The organism is Aquitalea magnusonii, from assembly GCF_002217795.2.
In the GTDB taxonomy this organism is placed as follows: domain Bacteria; phylum Pseudomonadota; class Gammaproteobacteria; order Burkholderiales; family Chromobacteriaceae; genus Aquitalea; species Aquitalea magnusonii_B.
Genome location: NZ_AP018823.1, coordinates 1273126 through 1291184 on the forward strand (window position 1 = coordinate 1273126; position 18059 = coordinate 1291184).

The following is an 18059-nucleotide window of genomic DNA, read 5'->3' on the forward strand; positions in this document are numbered from 1 at the left end:
AGGCATAGCTTACACAGGGGCCCCAAAATTGACAATGAGTGACTATTATGTATTATGGTCACTATAGTTCACCCTGATTTGGAGTCGGCCCGTGTTGATTAAGCATCCTCTTGCCTTGTTCATGGCAGCCAGTCTGCTTGCTGGTTGTGCAGTTGGTCCTGATTATGTCCGGCCCAAAATATCGCTTCCTGACCACTACATTGGCGCTGGCTCGGCCGCACAGCAGCAGGCTGCTGCCAATACTGACCTGACAGCATGGTGGACTGCGTTCGAGGATCAGCAACTGAGTCGATATGTCTCGCTGGCATTGGCGCAGAATCTCGACCTTGCACAGGCATCCGCCCGCGTAGTGCAAGCACGGGCGGGACTGGGGGCCGCCAATGCTGCGCTGATGCCTTCTGGAAACATCAGCGGACAAGCCGGCAGGGCTTACCAGTCAGTGGAAACGCCCCTGGGACAGGTCTTGAATGCACAACCCGGCTTTAACCGCTTTGGCAACGATTACGAGGTCAATCTGGGGGCAAGCTGGGAAGTTGACTTGTTTGGTGGATTGCGACGCAGCCGGGAAGCAGCATTGGCAGAGTACCAGGCCTCGGAAGCAGGTGCTGCCGCTGCTCGTCTGGCAGTAGCGGCCCAGACTGCCGACATCTACATCAGTATCCGTGGATTGCAAACCCGCCTTGATATCGCGCGGCGACAGGTACAGAAACAGCAAGAACTGCTTGGCAAGATTCAGCTTCTTTACAGCAAAGGATTGGCTCCCGAACTGCAGGTGGATCAAGCAGAAGGGGTGCTGGCTCAAGTAAAGTCTTCCGTACCTGTTCTCGAAACCGGGCTGGATGCTGCGATGAATGCACTTGATGTGATGCTGGCGTCCCCCCCCGGTACCCATCGTGCAGAGCTGGCCGTCATGAGTGATATTCCGGTTGCCCCTCGCATCAGCACTTCTGAAACGCCAGGTGAATTGCTGCGACGGAGGCCGGATCTCATCGTGGCGGAGCGCCGGCTGGCTGCAGCGAGTGCACGGATTGGCGTTGCCATTGCCGAGTACTATCCCAAGCTCTCCATGACCGGCCTTGTTGGCAGTGCAACGGCCGTGTCCTCCGGTAATGTGTTTACCAGTGGTGCCAGCCAGGCTACAGGTATGCTGGGGCTTCGCTGGCGCTTGTTCGACTTTGGCCGGATCAATGCCCAGATTGATCAAGCCAGGGGGCAGGAAGCGGAGATGCTGGCGGCTTATCGACTGGCCGCGCTCCATGCTGCAGAAGATGTGGAAAACGCCTACTCGGCACTGGCCAAGCGGGAAGAGCAGTCTGCAGTCCTCAAGCGAGGGGTCTATTCCCTTGGCCGGGCCCGGTCAGCGTCTTTTGCGGCTTATCAAAGCGGGCTGGTCAGTCTGATTGAGGTACTGCAGGCAGATGAAAGCCTGCTCAGTGCCTCCGATGCCGAGGCCCAGGCACGCACAGAAGCGGCACGTGCAGCAGTTGCAGCATTCAAAGCATTGGGTGGTGGCTGGACTCCATCAGTCAATGGATGACACCACTATCTGCACTGCATGTCTGTCATTTTCTGGTTCATACCGCATTACAGAGCATAGATCTGACCGAGGAAACCGCTATGGATTTATCGCAGCGTACGCGTTCGGTACTGTCTTTTGTCAATACCGTGGACGCCGGTAGCTTTACGGCGGCTGCCCGGAAATTGGGTGTCTCCAATGCCACAGTCAGCAAGAATGTGGCGGGGCTTGAGCAGGCATTGGGCGTACGGCTGCTTAACCGTACCACACGCAAGTTGAGCCTGACCAAAGAAGGCGCTGCCTTTTTGCAGCAGGCACGCCTGGCCTTGGATTCACAGGATTCTTCCGCCGATGCCATTGGGCAGGATAAGAATGCAATCAGCGGAAAGCTTCGTATGTTGAGTACGGTTGCCTTTGGCCGTGAGCATCTGCTGCCAGCCTTGTCCGACTTGCTTGCCAGCCATCCGCAACTGGCAATCGACATTGATTTTGACGACCGGGTCGTGGATGTGGCTGAGGGTGGCTACGATATCGTGATACGCGGCAGCCATATTGAGGATGCAAGCTTGATTGCCAGACCTATCTGTCATCTGCAGATGGTTCTGGTGGCATCACCGGCTTATCTTGCTCAGGCTGGTGTACCGCAAACATTGGCAGAGCTTGTCAGTCACCGCTTGATTACAAGGCGCTTTTCCGCGGGTAAGGTTTGCCCCTGGATGTTCCGGGAGCGGGATGACGAAATTCACACGCTGGATATTGCCCACAGCAGCTTGACCCTGTCATCGCCTGAGCTAATGACTGAAGCAGCTGTCCGGCATATGGGCATTACGCAAGTAGCGGTACAGCATGCATGGCCTTATCTTGAACGCGGACAGTTGAAGGTCCTGTTACTGGGCAAGCACGACCCGGGGCCTTGTCAGCTTGTAATGCAATACCACCATCGTGCGTTGATCTCCCCCCGCATCAAGGCTTGCATAGACCACTTGTCGAGCAGGTTTTCCGATATTCATGCACAGAATGTCGCTATGGATGTACTTGAACAGTACTCTGGTTGACGAGCAGTGCATGGAATGTATTGTGTGGCAGGCCGCTCAATTCGGTACCGGGAATTGTCTTGTCCATATTCCCGGAAGCTGGCAGCAATGCCGGACTGAACTACCCTTGAGTGCAAGTGTTTGAACATGCGGTTGCGGATGCTGCGACACCAGGCCATCCCCGCCATCCGCTTATTCTGTCTTTCCTGTTTTTTCAGCCAGTTGCCACAGCAGTGTTTGTCGCGCATGTGCCACGCGTGGCTTGCGTAATTTACTTGGCAGCCAGATCAGGTAGTAGCGGATTTCCGTGTGGCCCAGCGGAGGGGCTATTTCCTCCAGCTCGCCACTTTGCAAATGTGATTTGCACAAATAGTGCGGCAGCAGCGTCCAGCCAAACCCCTGGCTGAGAAGGCTGCGCAAGCCGCGCAGATCCTGACCGGTCAGTGCCGGGATAAGCCCTGGTGCATGAATGCGGTTTTTCTCCAGCCAGTGGTCAATCAGGGAGCGCTCCAGATTGTAGGCGAGCAAGGGTTCAGCCTGCAGCGCCACTCCCAGATCTTTGGCAGTTCTCAGCCGTCGGGCAACTTCTGGCGCGGCGACCAGCATAATCCGGTCACTCAGTATCAGCTCTCCCTTCAGCCGGGTATCCGTGACTGGATGAGCAGAGACGCCCAGGTCGTAGTGTTCCTCCAGCAGCATCTGCGTCACCATCGGCCCATCGCCAGCATGCAGTCGTACACGAATGTCCTCTTGGAGCAAGGGAACGAGGGCAGGGGCCAGCTTTTCCGCCAGGAAGTCGGCATGACCGATGATATGCAGATTGCCTGCGATATCGGCCGAGCGTGCCCGCGCCGTGGACAGGGCCGCCTCTGCCGCATCCAGCTTGTCGCCGATATCTGCAGCCAGCTCATCTGCCGCAGCAGTCGGCAGCACGCCCTGGCTTTGCCTTTCAAACAAGGGCCGCCCGATGGCAACTTCCAGACCGGCTATATGTTGCGACACCGCCGGCTGGGTCAGGTTAAGGCTTCTGGCGGCGCCACTGATCGAGTGCTGGCGGTACACCTCGATAAAGGTTCTGAGACGAACGAGCGACATGGCTTGCCCATAAAAAAAATTATACCCCTGCCAAAATACCCTTGTTGGCGGCCAGATACCAGTCTCCCCTATGATTTCCCCATCGCAGAAATGCACACCAATCAAGGGGATAACCATGCTGAGTAATGTTCTGTATCAAACCGAAGCCACTGCAACCGGCGGTCGTGATGGCTATGCGCGTACCCGTGATGGCTCTTTGAATATCTGGTTGGGCCTGCCGCGTGAGCTGGGTGGCAAGGATGTTGGCAACAATCCGGAACAACTGTTTGCAGCTGGCTATGCCGCCTGCTTTCTCAGCGCCATGAAAACAGTGTCGGCGCTGAGCAAGGGAGCGCATCCCAAGGTGCCAGACAATGCCCGCGTTACTGCCCAGGTGGGAATTGGTCCGCGTACTGAAGGCGGCTATGGCCTGGCCATCAGCCTGAGTATCGAGCTGCCGGCCATTGAGCGGGAGCAGGCTGAGGCGCTGGTCGCCGCTGCACACGCCACCTGCCCATACTCGAATGCAGTGCGAGGCAACATCGACGTTGCATTACACGTGCTTTGACCTGGCTGCTTCATCTGCTCCAACAAAGAGAAACCACACATGGACACTCAAGTACAGCAAGACTTGCTCAGCATCCTGCAAGGAATGAAAAATGCACAATTGGCCGCTGGCCCGGCCAGCCTGGAACTGCGACGTGACCGTCTGCAGCGTAGCGTACGGTTGATCCAGGAAAACCATCAGGCACTGGCGGATGCCATCAGCGCCGACTTTGCCCACCGCAGCCAGTATCAGACACTGCTGGTCGACATGGTCACCACCATCAAGGGCTTGCAACATGCTGCCGAGCATGTTGGTGAGTGGATGCGCCCGCAAGTGGTGGAAGCTGGCGGCCCTGGCATGCAGGCCCGGATCGAGCAACAAGCCCTGGGTGTGGTGGGGGTGATCAGTCCCTGGAATTTCCCCATCAACCTGGCATTCGGACCGCTAGCGGGCGTATTTGCTGCCGGTAACACCGCCATGCTCAAACCATCCGAGCTGACACCGCGCACCTCGGACCTGCTGGCCGAGCTGGTAGGTCAATACTTTGCTCCGCACGAACTGGTGGTGGTGCAGGGCGATGCGGACATTGGCCGGGCATTCAGTGCCTTGCCGTTCGATCACCTAGTGTTCACCGGCAGCACGGCTGTGGGCAAGCACGTGATGCGGGCTGCGGCTGAGAATCTGGTGCCAGTCACCCTGGAACTGGGTGGCAAATCCCCGGTAGTGATAGATGAGGATGCGGATCTGGAGACTGCCATCGCCCGTACGCTCACCATCAAGGCCTTCAATGCTGGCCAAATCTGCTTGTCGCCGGATTACTTGCTGATTACGCCAGCGCATTTGCCCGGCCTGGTGAATGCTGCGCAGCGCTTTGTCGCAAGCAGCTACCGCAGTTTTCAGGACAATCCGGACTACACCGCCATCATCAGTCCGCAGCATTTCGCACGGCTGCAGGGTTTGCTGGAAGATGCGCGGGCAAAAGGCGCCACCATCATCAGCCTAGCTGCGGCAGGGGAGGCTGATGCCGATCCGCATAGCCGAAAGATGGCTCCGCATCTGGTGCTGGATGCCACCGACGACATGGCCATCATGCAAGAAGAGATTTTTGGCCCGTTGCTGCCGGTGATGAGCATTCCCGGCTTTGATGCCGCGCTGCAATACATCAATGCACACCCGCGCCCACTCGCTGCCTACTACTTTGGCCATCAGCAGGACAAACAGCAACGCTTTAGCCTGCAGACGACATCCGGTGCCCTGGTGATCAATGACGTGATGACCCATGCTGCCATCGACAGCTTGCCCTTTGGTGGGGTAGGTGCCTCTGGTATGGGGGCCTATCACGGCCTGCATGGTTTCAAACGCTTTAGCCACGCCAAGGCTGTGGTGGTGCAAAGCGAGGACGGTGCTTCGAATCTGCGGCTGCGGGCTCCGCATCAAGACGGTTTGGCAGCAATAAAAGCCTTCTTTCAAACCGCATGACACTGCAATCCGGCCGCAGACTGGCCGCTCAATAAAGGATACCCGAGCATGAAAGTATTAATGGTGCTGACTTCACACGATCAACTTGGCAATACCGGTAAGAAAACCGGCTTCTGGCTGGAAGAATTTGCAGCACCTTACTATGTATTCAGGGATGCTGGCGTGGAACTGGTGCTGGCATCACCGCTAGGTGGCCAGCCACCGCTGGACCCCAAGAGCGACCTGCCAGAATTCCAGACCGAACTGACTCACCGTTTCAAGGCTGATGCGCAGGCCCGGCAGGAACTGGCCAGTACCGTGCGCTTGACCGAGGTAAGGCATGAGGATTTCGATGCGGTGTTTTACCCCGGCGGTCACGGCCCCTTGTGGGATCTGGCGGAATCAGCACAGTCCATTGCACTGATCGAATCGTTTGAGCGTGCTGGCAAGCCGATTGGTTTTGTTTGCCATGCCCCTGGTGTACTGCGTCATGTCAAATCCCGTGATGGCAAGCCGCTGGTGGCTGGTCGCAAGGTGACGGGTTTTACCAATAGCGAAGAAGATGCGGTTGAGCTGACTGATGTTGTGCCTTTCCTTATTGAGGATGAGTTCAAGCATCTGCAAGCCATCTACCAGAAGGGCCCGGACTGGGCACCGTTCATCGTGACAGATGGCACCCTTGTCACAGGGCAGAATCCGGCAAGCTCCGAAGGTGTTGCGCAAGTGCTGTTGCAAATGCTTGGCTAATAGAAAGAAATCGAACAGGCGCCACTGATGTAGCGCCTGTTCGATTGTCAAAGAGTGAACGTGAAGTACTAATGGTTATTTGGGGTAACTCATTATCAGAATCGTGCGAGTATGCCGATTCTTGGTTAAACGCGGCCAAACTCAAGAAAAATGAATATTTGCATGGTTTTTTGTGAAATTAATCCATTTTACGTATTTTTCATTTCAATGGTATCGGTATGCTTGTCTCAATTCTCAAGTTTAAGTAAGCCAAGTTCGGTTTACTTTGCATCCTTTTGAACCAAGGAGATGCTTGATGCCGATACCTGATGATTTGCATATCCAGGAAGCTGCCACTCTTGAACGCAAAGCATTTGCAGCCATGGAAAGTGGGCATCTGGCTTTCCGGCAAGGAAAGATCAGTGCGATGGAGTTATTCTTGCTGGCGGACAAATGGGAGTTGGCTGAGGAAGCGTTGCGCTGTCTGGAAAAAACAGCACAAAGCAGCTGATTCTTACTTCTGCTTGGTAACGCACTTGCTTGAATGGCACCAAGAATTGTCAGCACTTTGCGGTGGCCCCGGATTATCGCGCCAGTACTCGCAATGCAGCCTGTTTTTTATTGGCTCAGGCAGTATTGCCCCAGTTTTTGCAAATCAAGCAAGGTGAGTAAACGAGGTCCATGGGCTGTTTGCAGTGAGACATGGCCTGATGCAGCATCTGCTACCCATGCTTTTTCGTCTGATGTTGATGATGATTCTGCCTGAGGAATCGGGCGGCCATTGTCGATGGTAATCAGCCGGGGTACTGAAAAACCGACGATGCCGCATTCTGTTTGTACCACCAGAATACTGGCGGTATTGCTGACAGGGGATTGTGCCACGCCTAGTACCGAGCTGAGACAAAAAGTCGGGATGGCTTGTTCACGACTGACGACCAGGCCTGCCTGCTTCCCTCCGGAGCAGGTCAGTAATTTACCTTCAGACCATGGCAGGATTTGCAAGACTTGATCCACCCGGCAGGCAATCTCACCATTCACGTCCACAGTCAGAACATGCAGGGTTTGTTTTCCTCCGGAGCCATCTGCTGCTTGCAGCGTATCCGCTTGGGCAGCTTTATCCGGCATGGTGATGTGAGCGATATCCCGCAGTGTTTGCCGGTTGCGCAGCTGGGTATCGGCAATCAACAGAAAGTGTTGCTGGCTGTCGCCGTTGATGCCAAGCGTGTCGACCGGTAAATCACGGACAGACACCACTCCAATAAAGTTGGCAGCCTCCTTGAAAGAGCGTGCTGGCAGTGGCATGGGATGAAACTGCTCCAGTTTGACGACGTCGAAGATGTTTTCAACGGTAAATGCAAGATAGCAATCATCATAGCGGATGACAAAGGCCTGCCTGGGAGGCGCGCCTGGCTGGTCTATGCCCAATGCTCCGAGCAAACTGAGTACGGGAATACGCAAATTCTGATAACGGATGATGCCCAGACAAAAACCGGACTTTATCGGTGAGCTTTCAATGACAGGGTTGAGGATGATGGTGTGAACAACGGTGGCGTCAATGGCAAGCGGCACCCCACCACTACTCATCAGCATCAGATGATGGATTGTACTGCCAATGGTGTTGTTATCCGCCATGTCGGGTTTGGCCTGCCCTTGCTCGGTAACCGGAATGCCCGGCAAGGCACACAATCTGTCAGCATCAATCACACTGACAGGTCGCTGTTCTCCCGGCAGGGTGAAGCCGCCGGTAATGATGTGCTCCTTGTCACTATCCACAACCAGTTGCGCTTCACAATCGACCACCTGCTGAACATCCGATGCCAACAGACCAAGCACGCGATTGCGTGTGGTGACCACAACTACGTTATCCAGTATTGCCGACTCACTTCCAGCTGACATCAAATCCCGAAGATCGATGACAGGAATCAGCACACCGCGCAGGCTGAAACAACCTTTCAGCGCTGGGTGTCGTCCTGGCATGGTATTGAGTACCGGGCAAGGCACCACTTCTCTCAGGCATTCGATATCGAGTGCCAGCAGGCTATCGTCGACGGCAAAGATTCCGTAGCGACGGGATGCCACTTAATTGCTCCCGGTATTGCCGCTGTTGCGGGCAAGCGAAGTAATCAAGTGTTTTACCTCCGTGGTCAGCTCTGCCTGGCGCCGGGTAACATCGACAATTTCCTGAATGCTGCTTGCTGTCTGCTCTACACCATGGTGAATTCCCTTGAAGTTGCTGGCGGCACGCTGACTGGCCTCGATGCCCTGATCTACCTGGCCGTCTGCCAGCTGAACCTGCTCGGTGATTTCCTGTGCCGCTTTGGAGCAGCGTTCTGCCAGTTTGCGGACTTCGGCTGCCACGACAGAAAAACCTACACCGTGCTGACCCGCCCGTGCCGCTTCGATGGCTGCATTGAATGCCAGCAGGTTTGTCTGATTGGCAATTTCACTGATTACACCGACAATCTCTGCGATGCGATCAGCACTACGGCGTATCTTTGCAATCAGTTGCAAGGATTGTTCCAGTGCCTGACTTCCCTCACTGGCCACGGATGCGGCCTGCCCGGAAAGAACTGAAGCTTGTCCGGAGAGGGTTGCCACCATATTGATGCTTTCCACCAGGATACTGACGCTGTCTGCCATTTCGCGTGATTTCTGCGAGATTTCACGCTCCATCTGCACTTCTTTGGTGACGTCATAAGCGTATTTGATGATTTTGCAGACTGCACCGTTCAGATCGAGAATGGGATTGTATGTGGCCTGAATCCATACATCGCGGCTGAATTTACCCACCCGGTGAAAGCGGCCACTGACGAACTTTCCTTCACTCAGACTTAACCAGAAGTCGCGATATTCAGCGCTATGGGTATATTCAGCGGTGCAGAAAATGCTGTGGTGATGCCCCTGGATTTCTCGCAGCGTATAGCCCATGGCAGCGAGGAAATTACGGTTTGCCGTCAGGATATTACCTTGCAGGTCGAATTCCACCATGGCTTGTCCAGCGTTGATGGCATCTACCTTGGCCCGGTATTCGGCATTGTGCAGTTTGGCCTGGGTAATATCACTGGCAATCTTCACCACCTTGATTGGCTGGCCGCTGGGATTGAGAACCGGATTGTAGGTAGCCTGAATCCATACTTCTTTTCCGCCATTGGCAATCCGCTTGTATTCGCCCGAGAAGAATTCCCCGCGCGCCAGACGCTCCCAGAAGTTCTGGTAATCTGCTTTGGATATTTCTTGAGGATCAACAAACATCCGGTGATGCATTCCCTGGATCTGCTCCAGGCGATAGCCCATCAAGGCCAGGAAATTATCATTGGCGCCGAGTACCTTACCGCTCAGGTCAAACTCAATCACCGCCTGGGCTCGATTGATGGCTGACAGTTTTCCCTCGGTTTCCAGCCGTTCCAGTTTCTCTTTGGTGATGTCTCGCGCCAGAAGAATCACTTTGGACAATTCTCCTGCCAGGCCGGTGACGGGAGTCAAGTTAAGGCTGATCCATACCTCTTGCCGTCCTGCAGCCTGAACGCGCATTTCACCGCAGTAGACATGGCCACGGTGTAACTCGCGCCAGATGTCCTGATTGGCTGCGCTGCCCTGATCTTCTTCAAAAAGCAGTTTTTGCAAACCCTTCCCAAGCATTTCGGAATGGGTATAGCCCAGAACCTGGCAAAGTTGTTCGTTGCACTGAATGAAATTGCTTTCACGATCAAGTTCGGCGTAGCACAGACTTTCGCTGACGGCCTTCAAACGGCTGCGGTTCTCCTGCGCATCCTGCTTTTCCGAAGTGATGTCACTACAATATTTCACCACCTTGACCGGCTTTCCCTCCAAGTCAAAGATAGGATTGTAAGTGGCTTGTATCCAGATGCGCTTGCCATTTTTGCCGATACGCAGATACTCGCCAGCATCAAACTCACCCTTGTTCATTTTCTGCCAGAATGCCCGATAGGCAGGGCTCTCTGCCTCTTCCTCAGTCACAAACAAACGATGATGCTGGCCCTTGATTTCATCCAGCTCATAGCCCATCAGTTTCAGGAAGTTCTGGTTTGCCTGCTGGACAATACCTGCCATATCGAATTCGATGACGCCCTGGGAGCGGGAAATCGCATTCACCTTGCCTTCATCTTCCAGGGCTTTTTCTTTGGCTGCGGTAATGTCTGTGGCGTACTTCACCACTTTGAAAGGTTTGCCATCCAGTCCCAGGATGGGCGTATAGGTTGCCTGCAACCATACGGGCTGGTGGCGGTGATTCAGACGCTGGAACTCTCCGCATTGAGCTCGTCCATCACGCAGCGCATTCCAGAAAGATTCATAGGAATCGCTTTGGGAAACTTCTACTGGGCAGAACATGCTGTGATGTTGGCCGATTACCCCTTCGTGCGAGTAACCCATCAACCTCAGGAAAATGTCGTTGACCGCGACGATCCGACCATCCAGGTCAAATTCGATAACGCATTGCGATTGTTCAACTGCGGCTACCTTGCCTTGATCTTCGTGCTGGGCTTTTTTCCGCGCGGTGATGTCCGCTGTGAATTTGATGATCCTGTAGGGGGCACCATCTTCATTGAGCAGCGGGTTGTAATACGCCTGGATGTAAATATCTTCGCCGCTGGCTTTCTTGCGGTGAAACTCGCCGCTGACGGCCTCCCCATTGCACAAGGCTTTCCATAGTGCATCGTATTCACCGCTGTTGACCTGCGATTCAATCCAGATGGCGTGGTGGTGTTTGCCAATCAGCATATCCCGCTTGAAACCAAACAAGCGCAAGAAATTATCATTGGCTTCAACAATGATGCCGTGCAAATCAAACTCCACGATGGCTTGATTGCGGTTGATGGCTTTGAAGAATTCGGATATGTCCCGCAGTTCACTGGAGGCTTCTCCCCCGCAAATGCGTAGTGCCTCGCTGATGCGGGCAGTGGCTTCATTGATCATGTGGCGCACCTCCTGTGATGTTCTATAGACAGGAGCATCGCTCGGTGCAACTTTCCAATGTATTTGTCAGAAATGGCAATAAATTGACTTCTTTTTAAATAAATGCAATCAAGTTGCGCAATTCTGCATTCTCTGCGCATGAGTGATGGCATCCATGACTGCTTCCTCCGCTTGCAGACAAGACAGCTCCCTGCATGTCTGAGTCATCCCCCCTGCGCGCCCGGGTAAAACAGCAGATCTTGCAGACATCTCGTCAGCCAACGCCCATTCCACATCTCTTCTTCTGCATTCAGGGATCAGTGCCGACATTGCCTTGCAATGCCGCTCTTAACAGTAGCCAGTCGCACTTCATGCCTCTCGAAAATGCAGTTGCAGATGAAGATGAAGCAGCAGCTGTGCTGACCGTTTCGTTCAATCTGGAATGTGGACACCCCTTGGCCATTCCGGCTTGGCGCGATGACAAGTCACAGTCGTCCATTTGCTTGATCTCCAAGCTGCTCAGGCACGGAGCAACGTTACATCTATGACGAGAATGTTTTTCTTGAAAACTAAATCAGCTCTGCTAACAAGGATAAAAGTAAGTTATTCAATGCATGGTGCCGATGCTTTTTAATCAAATGATTTAAAAACATCCAATTTCATTCAAATCAGCGGCTAGCGGGAGCTAGGGAGGTCAAGATGGCTTTGGTTAAAAAGACACCGGTCAAGGTTGAAGCCGACCCGGAGGTGAAGAAGCTGGTCGGTCAGAACAGTTTGCGTGAGGCAGAAGCACAGCGTCGCAAGGCCAGAACACTGGCCAAGCAGCAACAGGCGGCCGAACGCATTGCTGCCGCCTGTTCACAACTGGCTTCCGGCATCAACCAGGCAGCTTCAGCGGCAGAAGAACTGCGCCGGGCCAGTGACCAGATTGCAAGTGGTGCGGAACAGGCATCCGGTGCTGCCCAGCAGTCCTTGCGCGCCATTGACCATATGAGCCGGGATATTGCCGAGCAGAAAGTCGCAGCCAATACCGCCAAGGGCAAGGCAGAGGCCATGCAGCAGATTGCCCGCCAGATTAATGGCTCGGTATCGCTGACCATCGGCAATATCAGGCTGGCTGCCGAACGGCAGAAGACTTCGACCCAGATGGTGGGTGAGCTGGAGCGCCAGGCTTCGAATATTGGCGATATCGTCAAGGCAGTTGCGCGTATTGCAGACCAAACCAATCTGCTGGCCTTGAATGCTGCTATCGAAGCTGCACGTGCCGGCAAGCATGGCAAAGGGTTTGCCGTAGTGGCCGATGAAGTGCGTACGCTGGCTGAAACCTCGGAAAAAAGTGCCAAGGAAATCCAGGAGCTGGTCTCGCAAATCCAGCAAGAAGTCAATGTGATTTCCACCCGTATCAATCAGGCTGCCACCACCATTGAGCAGGAGGTAGACAGAAGCACTGTGATTACCAACCAGCTGGAGGTGATTCGCCTGGCTTGTCAGGATATTGCCGCGGATGCCGCAACCCTGCTGAATGCTGCAAGCGAGTCGGAAAAGGCTGGTGAGCAAGCCATGCAGGGCGCTGAGGCGATTGCAGCCGCGGCCGAAGAGCAGTCTGCAGCTTGCGAGGAGAGCAACAAAACCGTTGGCGAGCAAAGCCTGGCCCTGTCCGAGTGCGAGCAGGCCGCGCAAAGTCTGTCTGAACTGTCGGATGAGCTGAAGAACTCCACCGATATCAACAAGAGCGCGGAAGACGTGGCGGCTGCCGCCGAAGAGTTGTCTGCCAGCATCCAGGAAATCAACCGTTCCAGTTCCCAGGTCATGCTGGCGCTGGACCAGATTCGCAAAGGTGCCCAGCAACAGGCCGCAGCCACTGCACAATCATCTTCCGCCATCAACCAGATCGAGTCCGGATTGAAGCTGACCGAGGCTCGCTGCCAATCCTCGCTGGAAAAAGCCAACAACATCCAGGAATTGCTGGATGAGAACAAGAAGCTGATTGACAGCCTTATCAAGGTAATCGGGGATTCAGTGTCCGATAGTCAGGGCAGTCTCAAGCAAATCAAGGATCTGGCACTGATTTCACGCCGTATCGACAAGATTGTGGATGCCATTACCACGGTGTCGATCCAGACAAACATGCTGGCGGTGAATGGTGCGATTGAAGCTGCGCGCGCAGGCGAGTTCGGCAAGGGCTTTGTGGTGGTGGCGACGGATATCCGTAATCTGGCGCATGACTCGGCCGAGAATGCCGACCGCATCAAGGACATGGTGAAGGACATCCAGGACCAGGTCGGCTTTGTGCAGCGGGATATCGAAGAAATCATGCAAGGTGCCATCTCGGAGGCCGACAAAGCCAAAGTCGTGGTGCAGGACATGCAGCAAATTGAAATCGATGTTGCCGATATCCTTTCCAGCAACAGGTCAGCGCTGGATAAGTCGCAGCTGATTGTTGCCATGGTGAGTGAAGTAAAAGGCGGTGTCGAACAGATTGCCGGCGCATCCGCCGAAGCCGAGAAGGCGGCGGAGCAGGCGAGTGTGGCAGCCAAACAGCAAGCACAAGGCGCAGAGGAGCTGTCGGCTGCAATCGAGGAAATCGCCTCTCTGGCTGATGAGTTGCAGAGCAACGGCTAAGCCATCAGCTGGGGAATGACACCATGTCTACAAGTGATGAACAGGCTGCCGAGCTGCAGCTGGCGCTACCGCAGGATGATGAAGCTGGTGGTGCGGATGGCAGCCATTATGTGACCTTCTGTGTGGAGGGGGAGCTGTTTGCCGTCCCGATGGCTCCGGTGCAGGAAATCATCCGGGTTCCCGGTATTGTCCACTTGCCACTGGCACCGTCAGCCCTGGACGGCCTGGCCAATTTGCGTGGCAAGGTGTTACCCATCCTTTCTCTGCGCAGATTGTTTGGCCTGCCTGACCGTGCGGCGGATGAAGCAACCCGTGCACTGGTCATCAATCTGGGCATGCCACTTGGTTTCCTGGTGGATCACGTGGCCAGTGTGGTCAGCGCCCGTGACGAAGATATCCAGTCTACCGATACCTTGCCGGATAGCGCACGCAGTGAGTTCCTGCAAGGCGTGATCAAGGACGGGGACGGACGTCTCATCCTGCTGCTTGATTTCCAGGTTCTGATTGACCGTCATTTTTCCGGTATTCAGTTGCGACAGGAGCATGGTGGGTCTGAAGTTGCCCTGACCGCATCGCAACAGGAAATATTGCGCGATGAAAGCGACGATGAACGTCAGCTTGTTTCGTTCAGTGTGGATGGTCAGGAATACGCCATTGATATCCAGGATGTGCAGGAAATCGTCCAGATGGATGGCCAGTTGGTACGGGTGCCGCAGTCCGAGGCAGCACAGCTGGGCGTGGTTACTCTGCGCTCCCGACTCTTGCCGCTCATCTCGCTGCGCAGATTGTTTGGCATGCCATACGACCAGGATAGAGAGCAGGACCGTGTGGTGGTGATTCACCTTGGTGGTGAGCAGATGGTGGGTCTGGTGACAGATAGTGTCAGCGAAGTATTGCGTGTGCCCTTCAACCTGATTGATGAAGTGCCGGGCATGTGGAATCGCCGCGAGACCCGCGAAATCAATGCCATTTGCCGGCTGGAGGATGGGGGGCGACTGGTTTCGATTCTGGATGTCGGACAGATGTTCGATGAAGTAGAGCTGGCGCGGACCGATGCTGCAGAAGAGGGAGAGAGTGATATGGCAAGTGATGACGGTCTTGTGGCTGATGCGGATAGTCATGACGAGGACGAGCAGGTGGTGGTGTTCCGGCTGGGCAAGGAGGAATTCGGTGTGCCCATCATGTCGGTGCAGGAAATCGTCCGCGTGCCGGAGCAACTGACATTTCTGCCCACCGCACCCGATTACATGGAGGGCGTCATCAATCTGCGAGGCACGGTGTTGCCGGTAATTGACCAGCGGCGGCGTCTGGGGCTGGGCTCCATCGAAAGAAGTGAACGGCAGCGCATCATGGTGTATCTGCTGCGTGGCTTGCGCACCGGTTTCATTGTGGATTCCGTTGCCGAAGTGTTGAAAGTACCCCGCCATGCCTTCGAGCCTGCGCCTGACATGGGTGAAGGAAGCAGCCGGCTGATCTGCCGGGTGGCCAATCTGCAAAAGCAGGGCCGCTTGATCATGATGATAGACCCGGGAATGTTGCTGGACGACGGGGAGGTCGGCTCGCTGCAAATGTCACTGGAGCAGCCCGCCTGACGGTGGGGAGGAGGTGAGGATGGGAAGCAAGAAGATCAAGGTACTCGTCGTCGATGATTCGGCATTGATGCGCAGGCATCTGACCACATTGTTTGGCGAGCAAGAAGACATGCTGACCGAAACGGCACACAACGGCAAAGAAGCCATTGCCAAGCTGATGGAGTGGGAACCCGACGTCATCACGCTGGATGTCAACATGCCGCAGATGGATGGTTTGCAGGCACTGGCGCTGATCATGGCAGCCCGGCCGACTCCGGTGGTGATGGTGTCATCGATTACCCGTGTTGGGGCAATGGCAACCCTGGAAGCCCTGGCACTTGGCGCTGTCGATGTAGTAACCAAGCCCGAAGGAACGATTTCCCTGAATATTGGCAGCATCCGTGACGAGCTGATCGTCAAGACACGGGCTGCCGCCTCGGCACGGCTGGGCAAAATCACACAACAGCCGGCTGTGGATGCCGTGCCGCAAAGACCACGCAGACTCAGCCCGCCCACCGCCGCTGCACCCGTTGACGATGGTGAAATCAGTGGCATGGTACTGATTGGGGTATCAACCGGTGGCCCCAAAACGCTGGAGCTGATTCTCCCCCAGCTGCCGGCCGACTTTCCCCACCCGGTGGTGGTGGTGCAGCACATGCCGGCCGGCTTCACCCAGAGTTTTGCCGAGCGCATGGATCGCTACTGTGTACTCCCGGTACAGGAGGTGCACGCCGCCATGCCCTTGCGCGCTGGAAATATCTACATTGCACGCGGCGGTGCAGACCTGCAATTGTCCCGTCGCAAGTCGCTGGTGATGGCAACGCCACGTCCGGCAGACCCGGCAGTGTTATGGCATCCCTCGGTTAGCGTGATGGTTCGTTCGGCCATGGACTGTCTGCCCGCATCACATTTGACTGGGGTCATGCTCACCGGCATGGGCTATGACGGTGCCGATGAAATGACCCAATTGCATCAGCATGGTGGCCGGACCATTGCCGAGTCGGAGGAAACCGCCATCGTGTTCGGCATGCCAATGGAACTGGCGCGCCGCGGCGGCGCCAGCATTGTTCTGCCAGCGCATGCCATTGCCAGCCAGCTTATTGCCTGGTGCCAACAAGGGGAGAAGCGTCATGGCGCTCAAGAAAAGTGTCACGCCGGCTATTGAGGATGCGGGAGAGTCGTTGTCATTTGCCGACCTGATTACCCGGCTGTCCAGTGTTTCCGTCGACGAACGTCGGCAAGCTGCACTGGCGCTGGGCCAGTATCCGGAAGCCGTACTGCCCTTGTGCCGTATTTTGCCGGCAGAGTCGGATCGCGCTGTGCGTGATGCAGCGCTGGGCAGCCTGCGCCGCCTGGGGGGTGTCGAAGTGGCGCAGCATCTGGCGGATTTTCTCCGTTCCGATGATCCGATGCTGCGTAATGGCGTCATCGAGGTATTGCAGGAAATGCCGGATGCCACCGCCAGTCTGGTGGAAACCCTGCTGCGTGATGTCGACCCGGATGTACGCATTTTCACGGTCAATATTCTGGAGTCGCTCAAGCATCCTGGTGTTGAGGGCTGGCTGATCAGCGTGGTGGAACAGGACATGCATTGCAATGTCGTGGCCACTGCAATTGACCTGTTGGGTGAGGTCGGCAGTCCACACGCCCTGGCCTCCCTGGAGTCGGCAGCAAACCGGTTTGCCGACGACCCTTTCATCCGCTTTGCTGTCGACATGGCCAAAGCCCGCATCCGTCAGGAATAGCACCATGGCACAGCCGCTGATCACGACAGAAGATTTCATGAAGTTCCGTGAATTCTTCTATCGCAAGACAGGAATCTATTTCGACGAGTCCAAGCGTTACTTTGTCGATAAGCGCCTGGCGGAACGGGTGAGGGAATCCGGTTCGGAAAACTTTCGTACCTATTTCACCATGTTGCGCTTTCAGGCCAGTGGCGAGGAGTTGCAGCAACTGGTCAATGACATGACGGTGAACGAGACCTACTTTTTCCGGGAGTCCTACCAGTTTGACTGCCTGGTGAACTCGATGCTGGAAGAGGTGGCCGCACAGAAGAAGCCAGGAGACACCATTCGTATCTGGTCCATTCCGTCTTCGTCGGGGGAGGAACCATACTCCATTGCCATTTTCCTGCTGGAGCTGTGGCCAAAGATAGAACAGTTCGATGTGGAGATCCTGGCCTCGGATATCGATACCTCGATTCTGGACTCGGCCAAACAGGGGATATACAGCATGCGTTCGCTGCAATATCTGCCGAAAACCTATCTGGACCGCTATTTCGAACCGTACAGCAATCAGCGCTACCAGATTATCGAAGACCTGCGCCAGTCCATCGAGTTTAGCCGGGTCAACCTGAATGACCGTAATGACACGCGGCGCTTCAGCAATATCGACATCATTTTTTGTCGCAATCTGCTGATTTATTTTGATGACATCTCTCGCAAGGATGCGGCGGATACCTTTTACGACTCTCTCAATCATGGCGGCTTCATTTGTCTGGGGCACTCCGAGTCGATGAGCCGTATTTCTCCACTCTTCACGGTGCGCAAGTTTCCGGATGCCATCGTTTACCAGAAACCTCGTTTCGGTTGAAAGGC

General features: G+C 55.1%; 15 protein-coding genes. 12 read left to right on the forward strand and 3 right to left on the reverse strand.

The annotated features are described in order from the left end of the window. The first annotated feature begins 91 nt into the window (after nucleotides 1-91). Together DLM_RS06185 and DLM_RS06190 are read left to right on the forward strand one after the other, a co-directional pair. Nucleotides 92-1537, forward strand: a complete 1446-nt coding sequence (locus tag DLM_RS06185; RefSeq protein WP_089085436.1) for an efflux transporter outer membrane subunit — start codon at nucleotides 92-94, stop codon at nucleotides 1535-1537. Further along, a complete protein-coding gene (locus DLM_RS06190; protein WP_197715517.1) occupies nucleotides 1534-2571 on the forward strand; it encodes a LysR family transcriptional regulator in 1038 nt (345 codons plus the stop codon). Before DLM_RS06185 ends, DLM_RS06190 begins: the two co-directional genes overlap by 4 nt. 171 nt (nucleotides 2572-2742) lie before the next feature. Here the strand turns inward: DLM_RS06190 and DLM_RS06195 are convergent, their stop codons facing one another. Beyond that, nucleotides 2743-3645 carry a LysR family transcriptional regulator gene (locus DLM_RS06195; protein ID WP_089085438.1) on the reverse strand — a complete coding sequence of 301 codons (903 nt, stop codon included), beginning with the start codon at nucleotides 3643-3645 and terminating at the stop codon, nucleotides 2743-2745. Nucleotides 3646-3760: 115 nt separating this feature from the next. Between DLM_RS06195 and DLM_RS06200 the strand changes: the two genes are divergently transcribed. From DLM_RS06200 to DLM_RS06215, 4 genes are all read left to right on the forward strand, one after another. Next, entirely contained in the window at nucleotides 3761-4192 is a 432-nt protein-coding gene (locus DLM_RS06200) for an organic hydroperoxide resistance protein (RefSeq protein ID WP_089085439.1), read from the forward strand. Between the two features lie 39 nt (nucleotides 4193-4231). Continuing rightward, nucleotides 4232-5650: a coniferyl aldehyde dehydrogenase gene (locus DLM_RS06205; protein ID WP_089085440.1), complete on the forward strand. Its 1419-nt coding sequence runs from the start codon at nucleotides 4232-4234 to the stop codon at nucleotides 5648-5650. 48 nt (nucleotides 5651-5698) lie between these two features. After that, nucleotides 5699-6376, forward strand: a complete 678-nt coding sequence (locus DLM_RS06210; protein ID WP_089085441.1) for a type 1 glutamine amidotransferase domain-containing protein — start codon at nucleotides 5699-5701, stop codon at nucleotides 6374-6376. A gap of 295 nt (nucleotides 6377-6671) precedes the next feature. After that, on the forward strand, nucleotides 6672-6866 hold the full coding sequence (locus DLM_RS06215; RefSeq protein WP_089085442.1) for a hypothetical protein: 195 nt from the start codon (nucleotides 6672-6674) through the stop codon (nucleotides 6864-6866). 107 nt (nucleotides 6867-6973) lie between these two features. On the opposite strand, the gene DLM_RS06220 is transcribed toward DLM_RS06215, so the two are convergent. Further along, nucleotides 6974-8434: a chemotaxis protein CheW gene (locus tag DLM_RS06220; protein WP_089085443.1), complete on the reverse strand. Its 1461-nt coding sequence runs from the start codon at nucleotides 8432-8434 to the stop codon at nucleotides 6974-6976. Further along, the gene (locus DLM_RS06225; protein ID WP_145985776.1) at nucleotides 8435-11290 is read right to left on the reverse strand and encodes a methyl-accepting chemotaxis protein; all 2856 of its coding nucleotides are present in this window, start codon (nucleotides 11288-11290) and stop codon (nucleotides 8435-8437) included. It lies immediately after the preceding gene. Nucleotides 11291-11484: 194 nt separating this feature from the next. Here DLM_RS06225 and DLM_RS22955 point away from each other — a divergent pair, with 194 nt between their 5' ends. From DLM_RS22955 to DLM_RS06250, 6 genes are all read left to right on the forward strand, one after another. Further along, nucleotides 11485-11817 carry a hypothetical protein gene (locus tag DLM_RS22955; RefSeq protein ID WP_145985777.1) on the forward strand — a complete coding sequence of 111 codons (333 nt, stop codon included), beginning with the start codon at nucleotides 11485-11487 and terminating at the stop codon, nucleotides 11815-11817. A 151-nt stretch (nucleotides 11818-11968) separates the two neighbouring features. Then, complete coding sequence (locus DLM_RS06230) at nucleotides 11969-13891, forward strand: methyl-accepting chemotaxis protein (protein WP_089085444.1); 1923 nt, start codon at nucleotides 11969-11971, stop codon at nucleotides 13889-13891. Between the two features lie 23 nt (nucleotides 13892-13914). Then, nucleotides 13915-15483 carry a chemotaxis protein CheW gene (locus DLM_RS06235; RefSeq protein WP_089085445.1) on the forward strand — a complete coding sequence of 523 codons (1569 nt, stop codon included), beginning with the start codon at nucleotides 13915-13917 and terminating at the stop codon, nucleotides 15481-15483. A 19-nt stretch (nucleotides 15484-15502) separates the two neighbouring features. Next, the gene (gene cheB / locus DLM_RS06240) at nucleotides 15503-16627 is read left to right on the forward strand and encodes a chemotaxis-specific protein-glutamate methyltransferase CheB (RefSeq protein WP_089085446.1); all 1125 of its coding nucleotides are present in this window, start codon (nucleotides 15503-15505) and stop codon (nucleotides 16625-16627) included. After that, a complete protein-coding gene (locus tag DLM_RS06245) occupies nucleotides 16593-17207 on the forward strand; it encodes a HEAT repeat domain-containing protein (RefSeq protein WP_089085447.1) in 615 nt (204 codons plus the stop codon). Before cheB ends, DLM_RS06245 begins: the two co-directional genes overlap by 35 nt. Before the next feature lie 4 nt (nucleotides 17208-17211). Then, nucleotides 17212-18054, forward strand: a complete 843-nt coding sequence (locus DLM_RS06250; RefSeq protein WP_089085448.1) for a CheR family methyltransferase — start codon at nucleotides 17212-17214, stop codon at nucleotides 18052-18054. The last annotated feature ends 5 nt before the right edge of the window (nucleotides 18055-18059 follow it).

Coding starts and splice junctions, on each gene's coding strand:
- DLM_RS06195 (WP_089085438.1), bottom strand. CDS start 3,645: ATGTCGCTCGTTCGTCTCAGAACCTTTATCGAGGTGTACCGCCAGCAC.
- DLM_RS06215 (WP_089085442.1), top strand. CDS start 6,672: ATGCCGATACCTGATGATTTGCATATCCAGGAAGCTGCCACTCTTGAA.
- DLM_RS22955 (WP_145985777.1), top strand. CDS start 11,485: ATGTCTGAGTCATCCCCCCTGCGCGCCCGGGTAAAACAGCAGATCTTG.
- DLM_RS06245 (WP_089085447.1), top strand. CDS start 16,593: ATGGCGCTCAAGAAAAGTGTCACGCCGGCTATTGAGGATGCGGGAGAG.
- DLM_RS06250 (WP_089085448.1), top strand. CDS start 17,212: ATGGCACAGCCGCTGATCACGACAGAAGATTTCATGAAGTTCCGTGAA.
- DLM_RS06235 (WP_089085445.1), top strand. CDS start 13,915: ATGTCTACAAGTGATGAACAGGCTGCCGAGCTGCAGCTGGCGCTACCG.
- DLM_RS06205 (WP_089085440.1), top strand. CDS start 4,232: ATGGACACTCAAGTACAGCAAGACTTGCTCAGCATCCTGCAAGGAATG.
- DLM_RS06230 (WP_089085444.1), top strand. CDS start 11,969: ATGGCTTTGGTTAAAAAGACACCGGTCAAGGTTGAAGCCGACCCGGAG.
- DLM_RS06225 (WP_145985776.1), bottom strand. CDS start 11,290: ATGATCAATGAAGCCACTGCCCGCATCAGCGAGGCACTACGCATTTGC.
- DLM_RS06210 (WP_089085441.1), top strand. CDS start 5,699: ATGAAAGTATTAATGGTGCTGACTTCACACGATCAACTTGGCAATACC.
- DLM_RS06200 (WP_089085439.1), top strand. CDS start 3,761: ATGCTGAGTAATGTTCTGTATCAAACCGAAGCCACTGCAACCGGCGGT.
- DLM_RS06190 (WP_197715517.1), top strand. CDS start 1,534: ATGACACCACTATCTGCACTGCATGTCTGTCATTTTCTGGTTCATACC.
- cheB (WP_089085446.1), top strand. CDS start 15,503: ATGGGAAGCAAGAAGATCAAGGTACTCGTCGTCGATGATTCGGCATTG.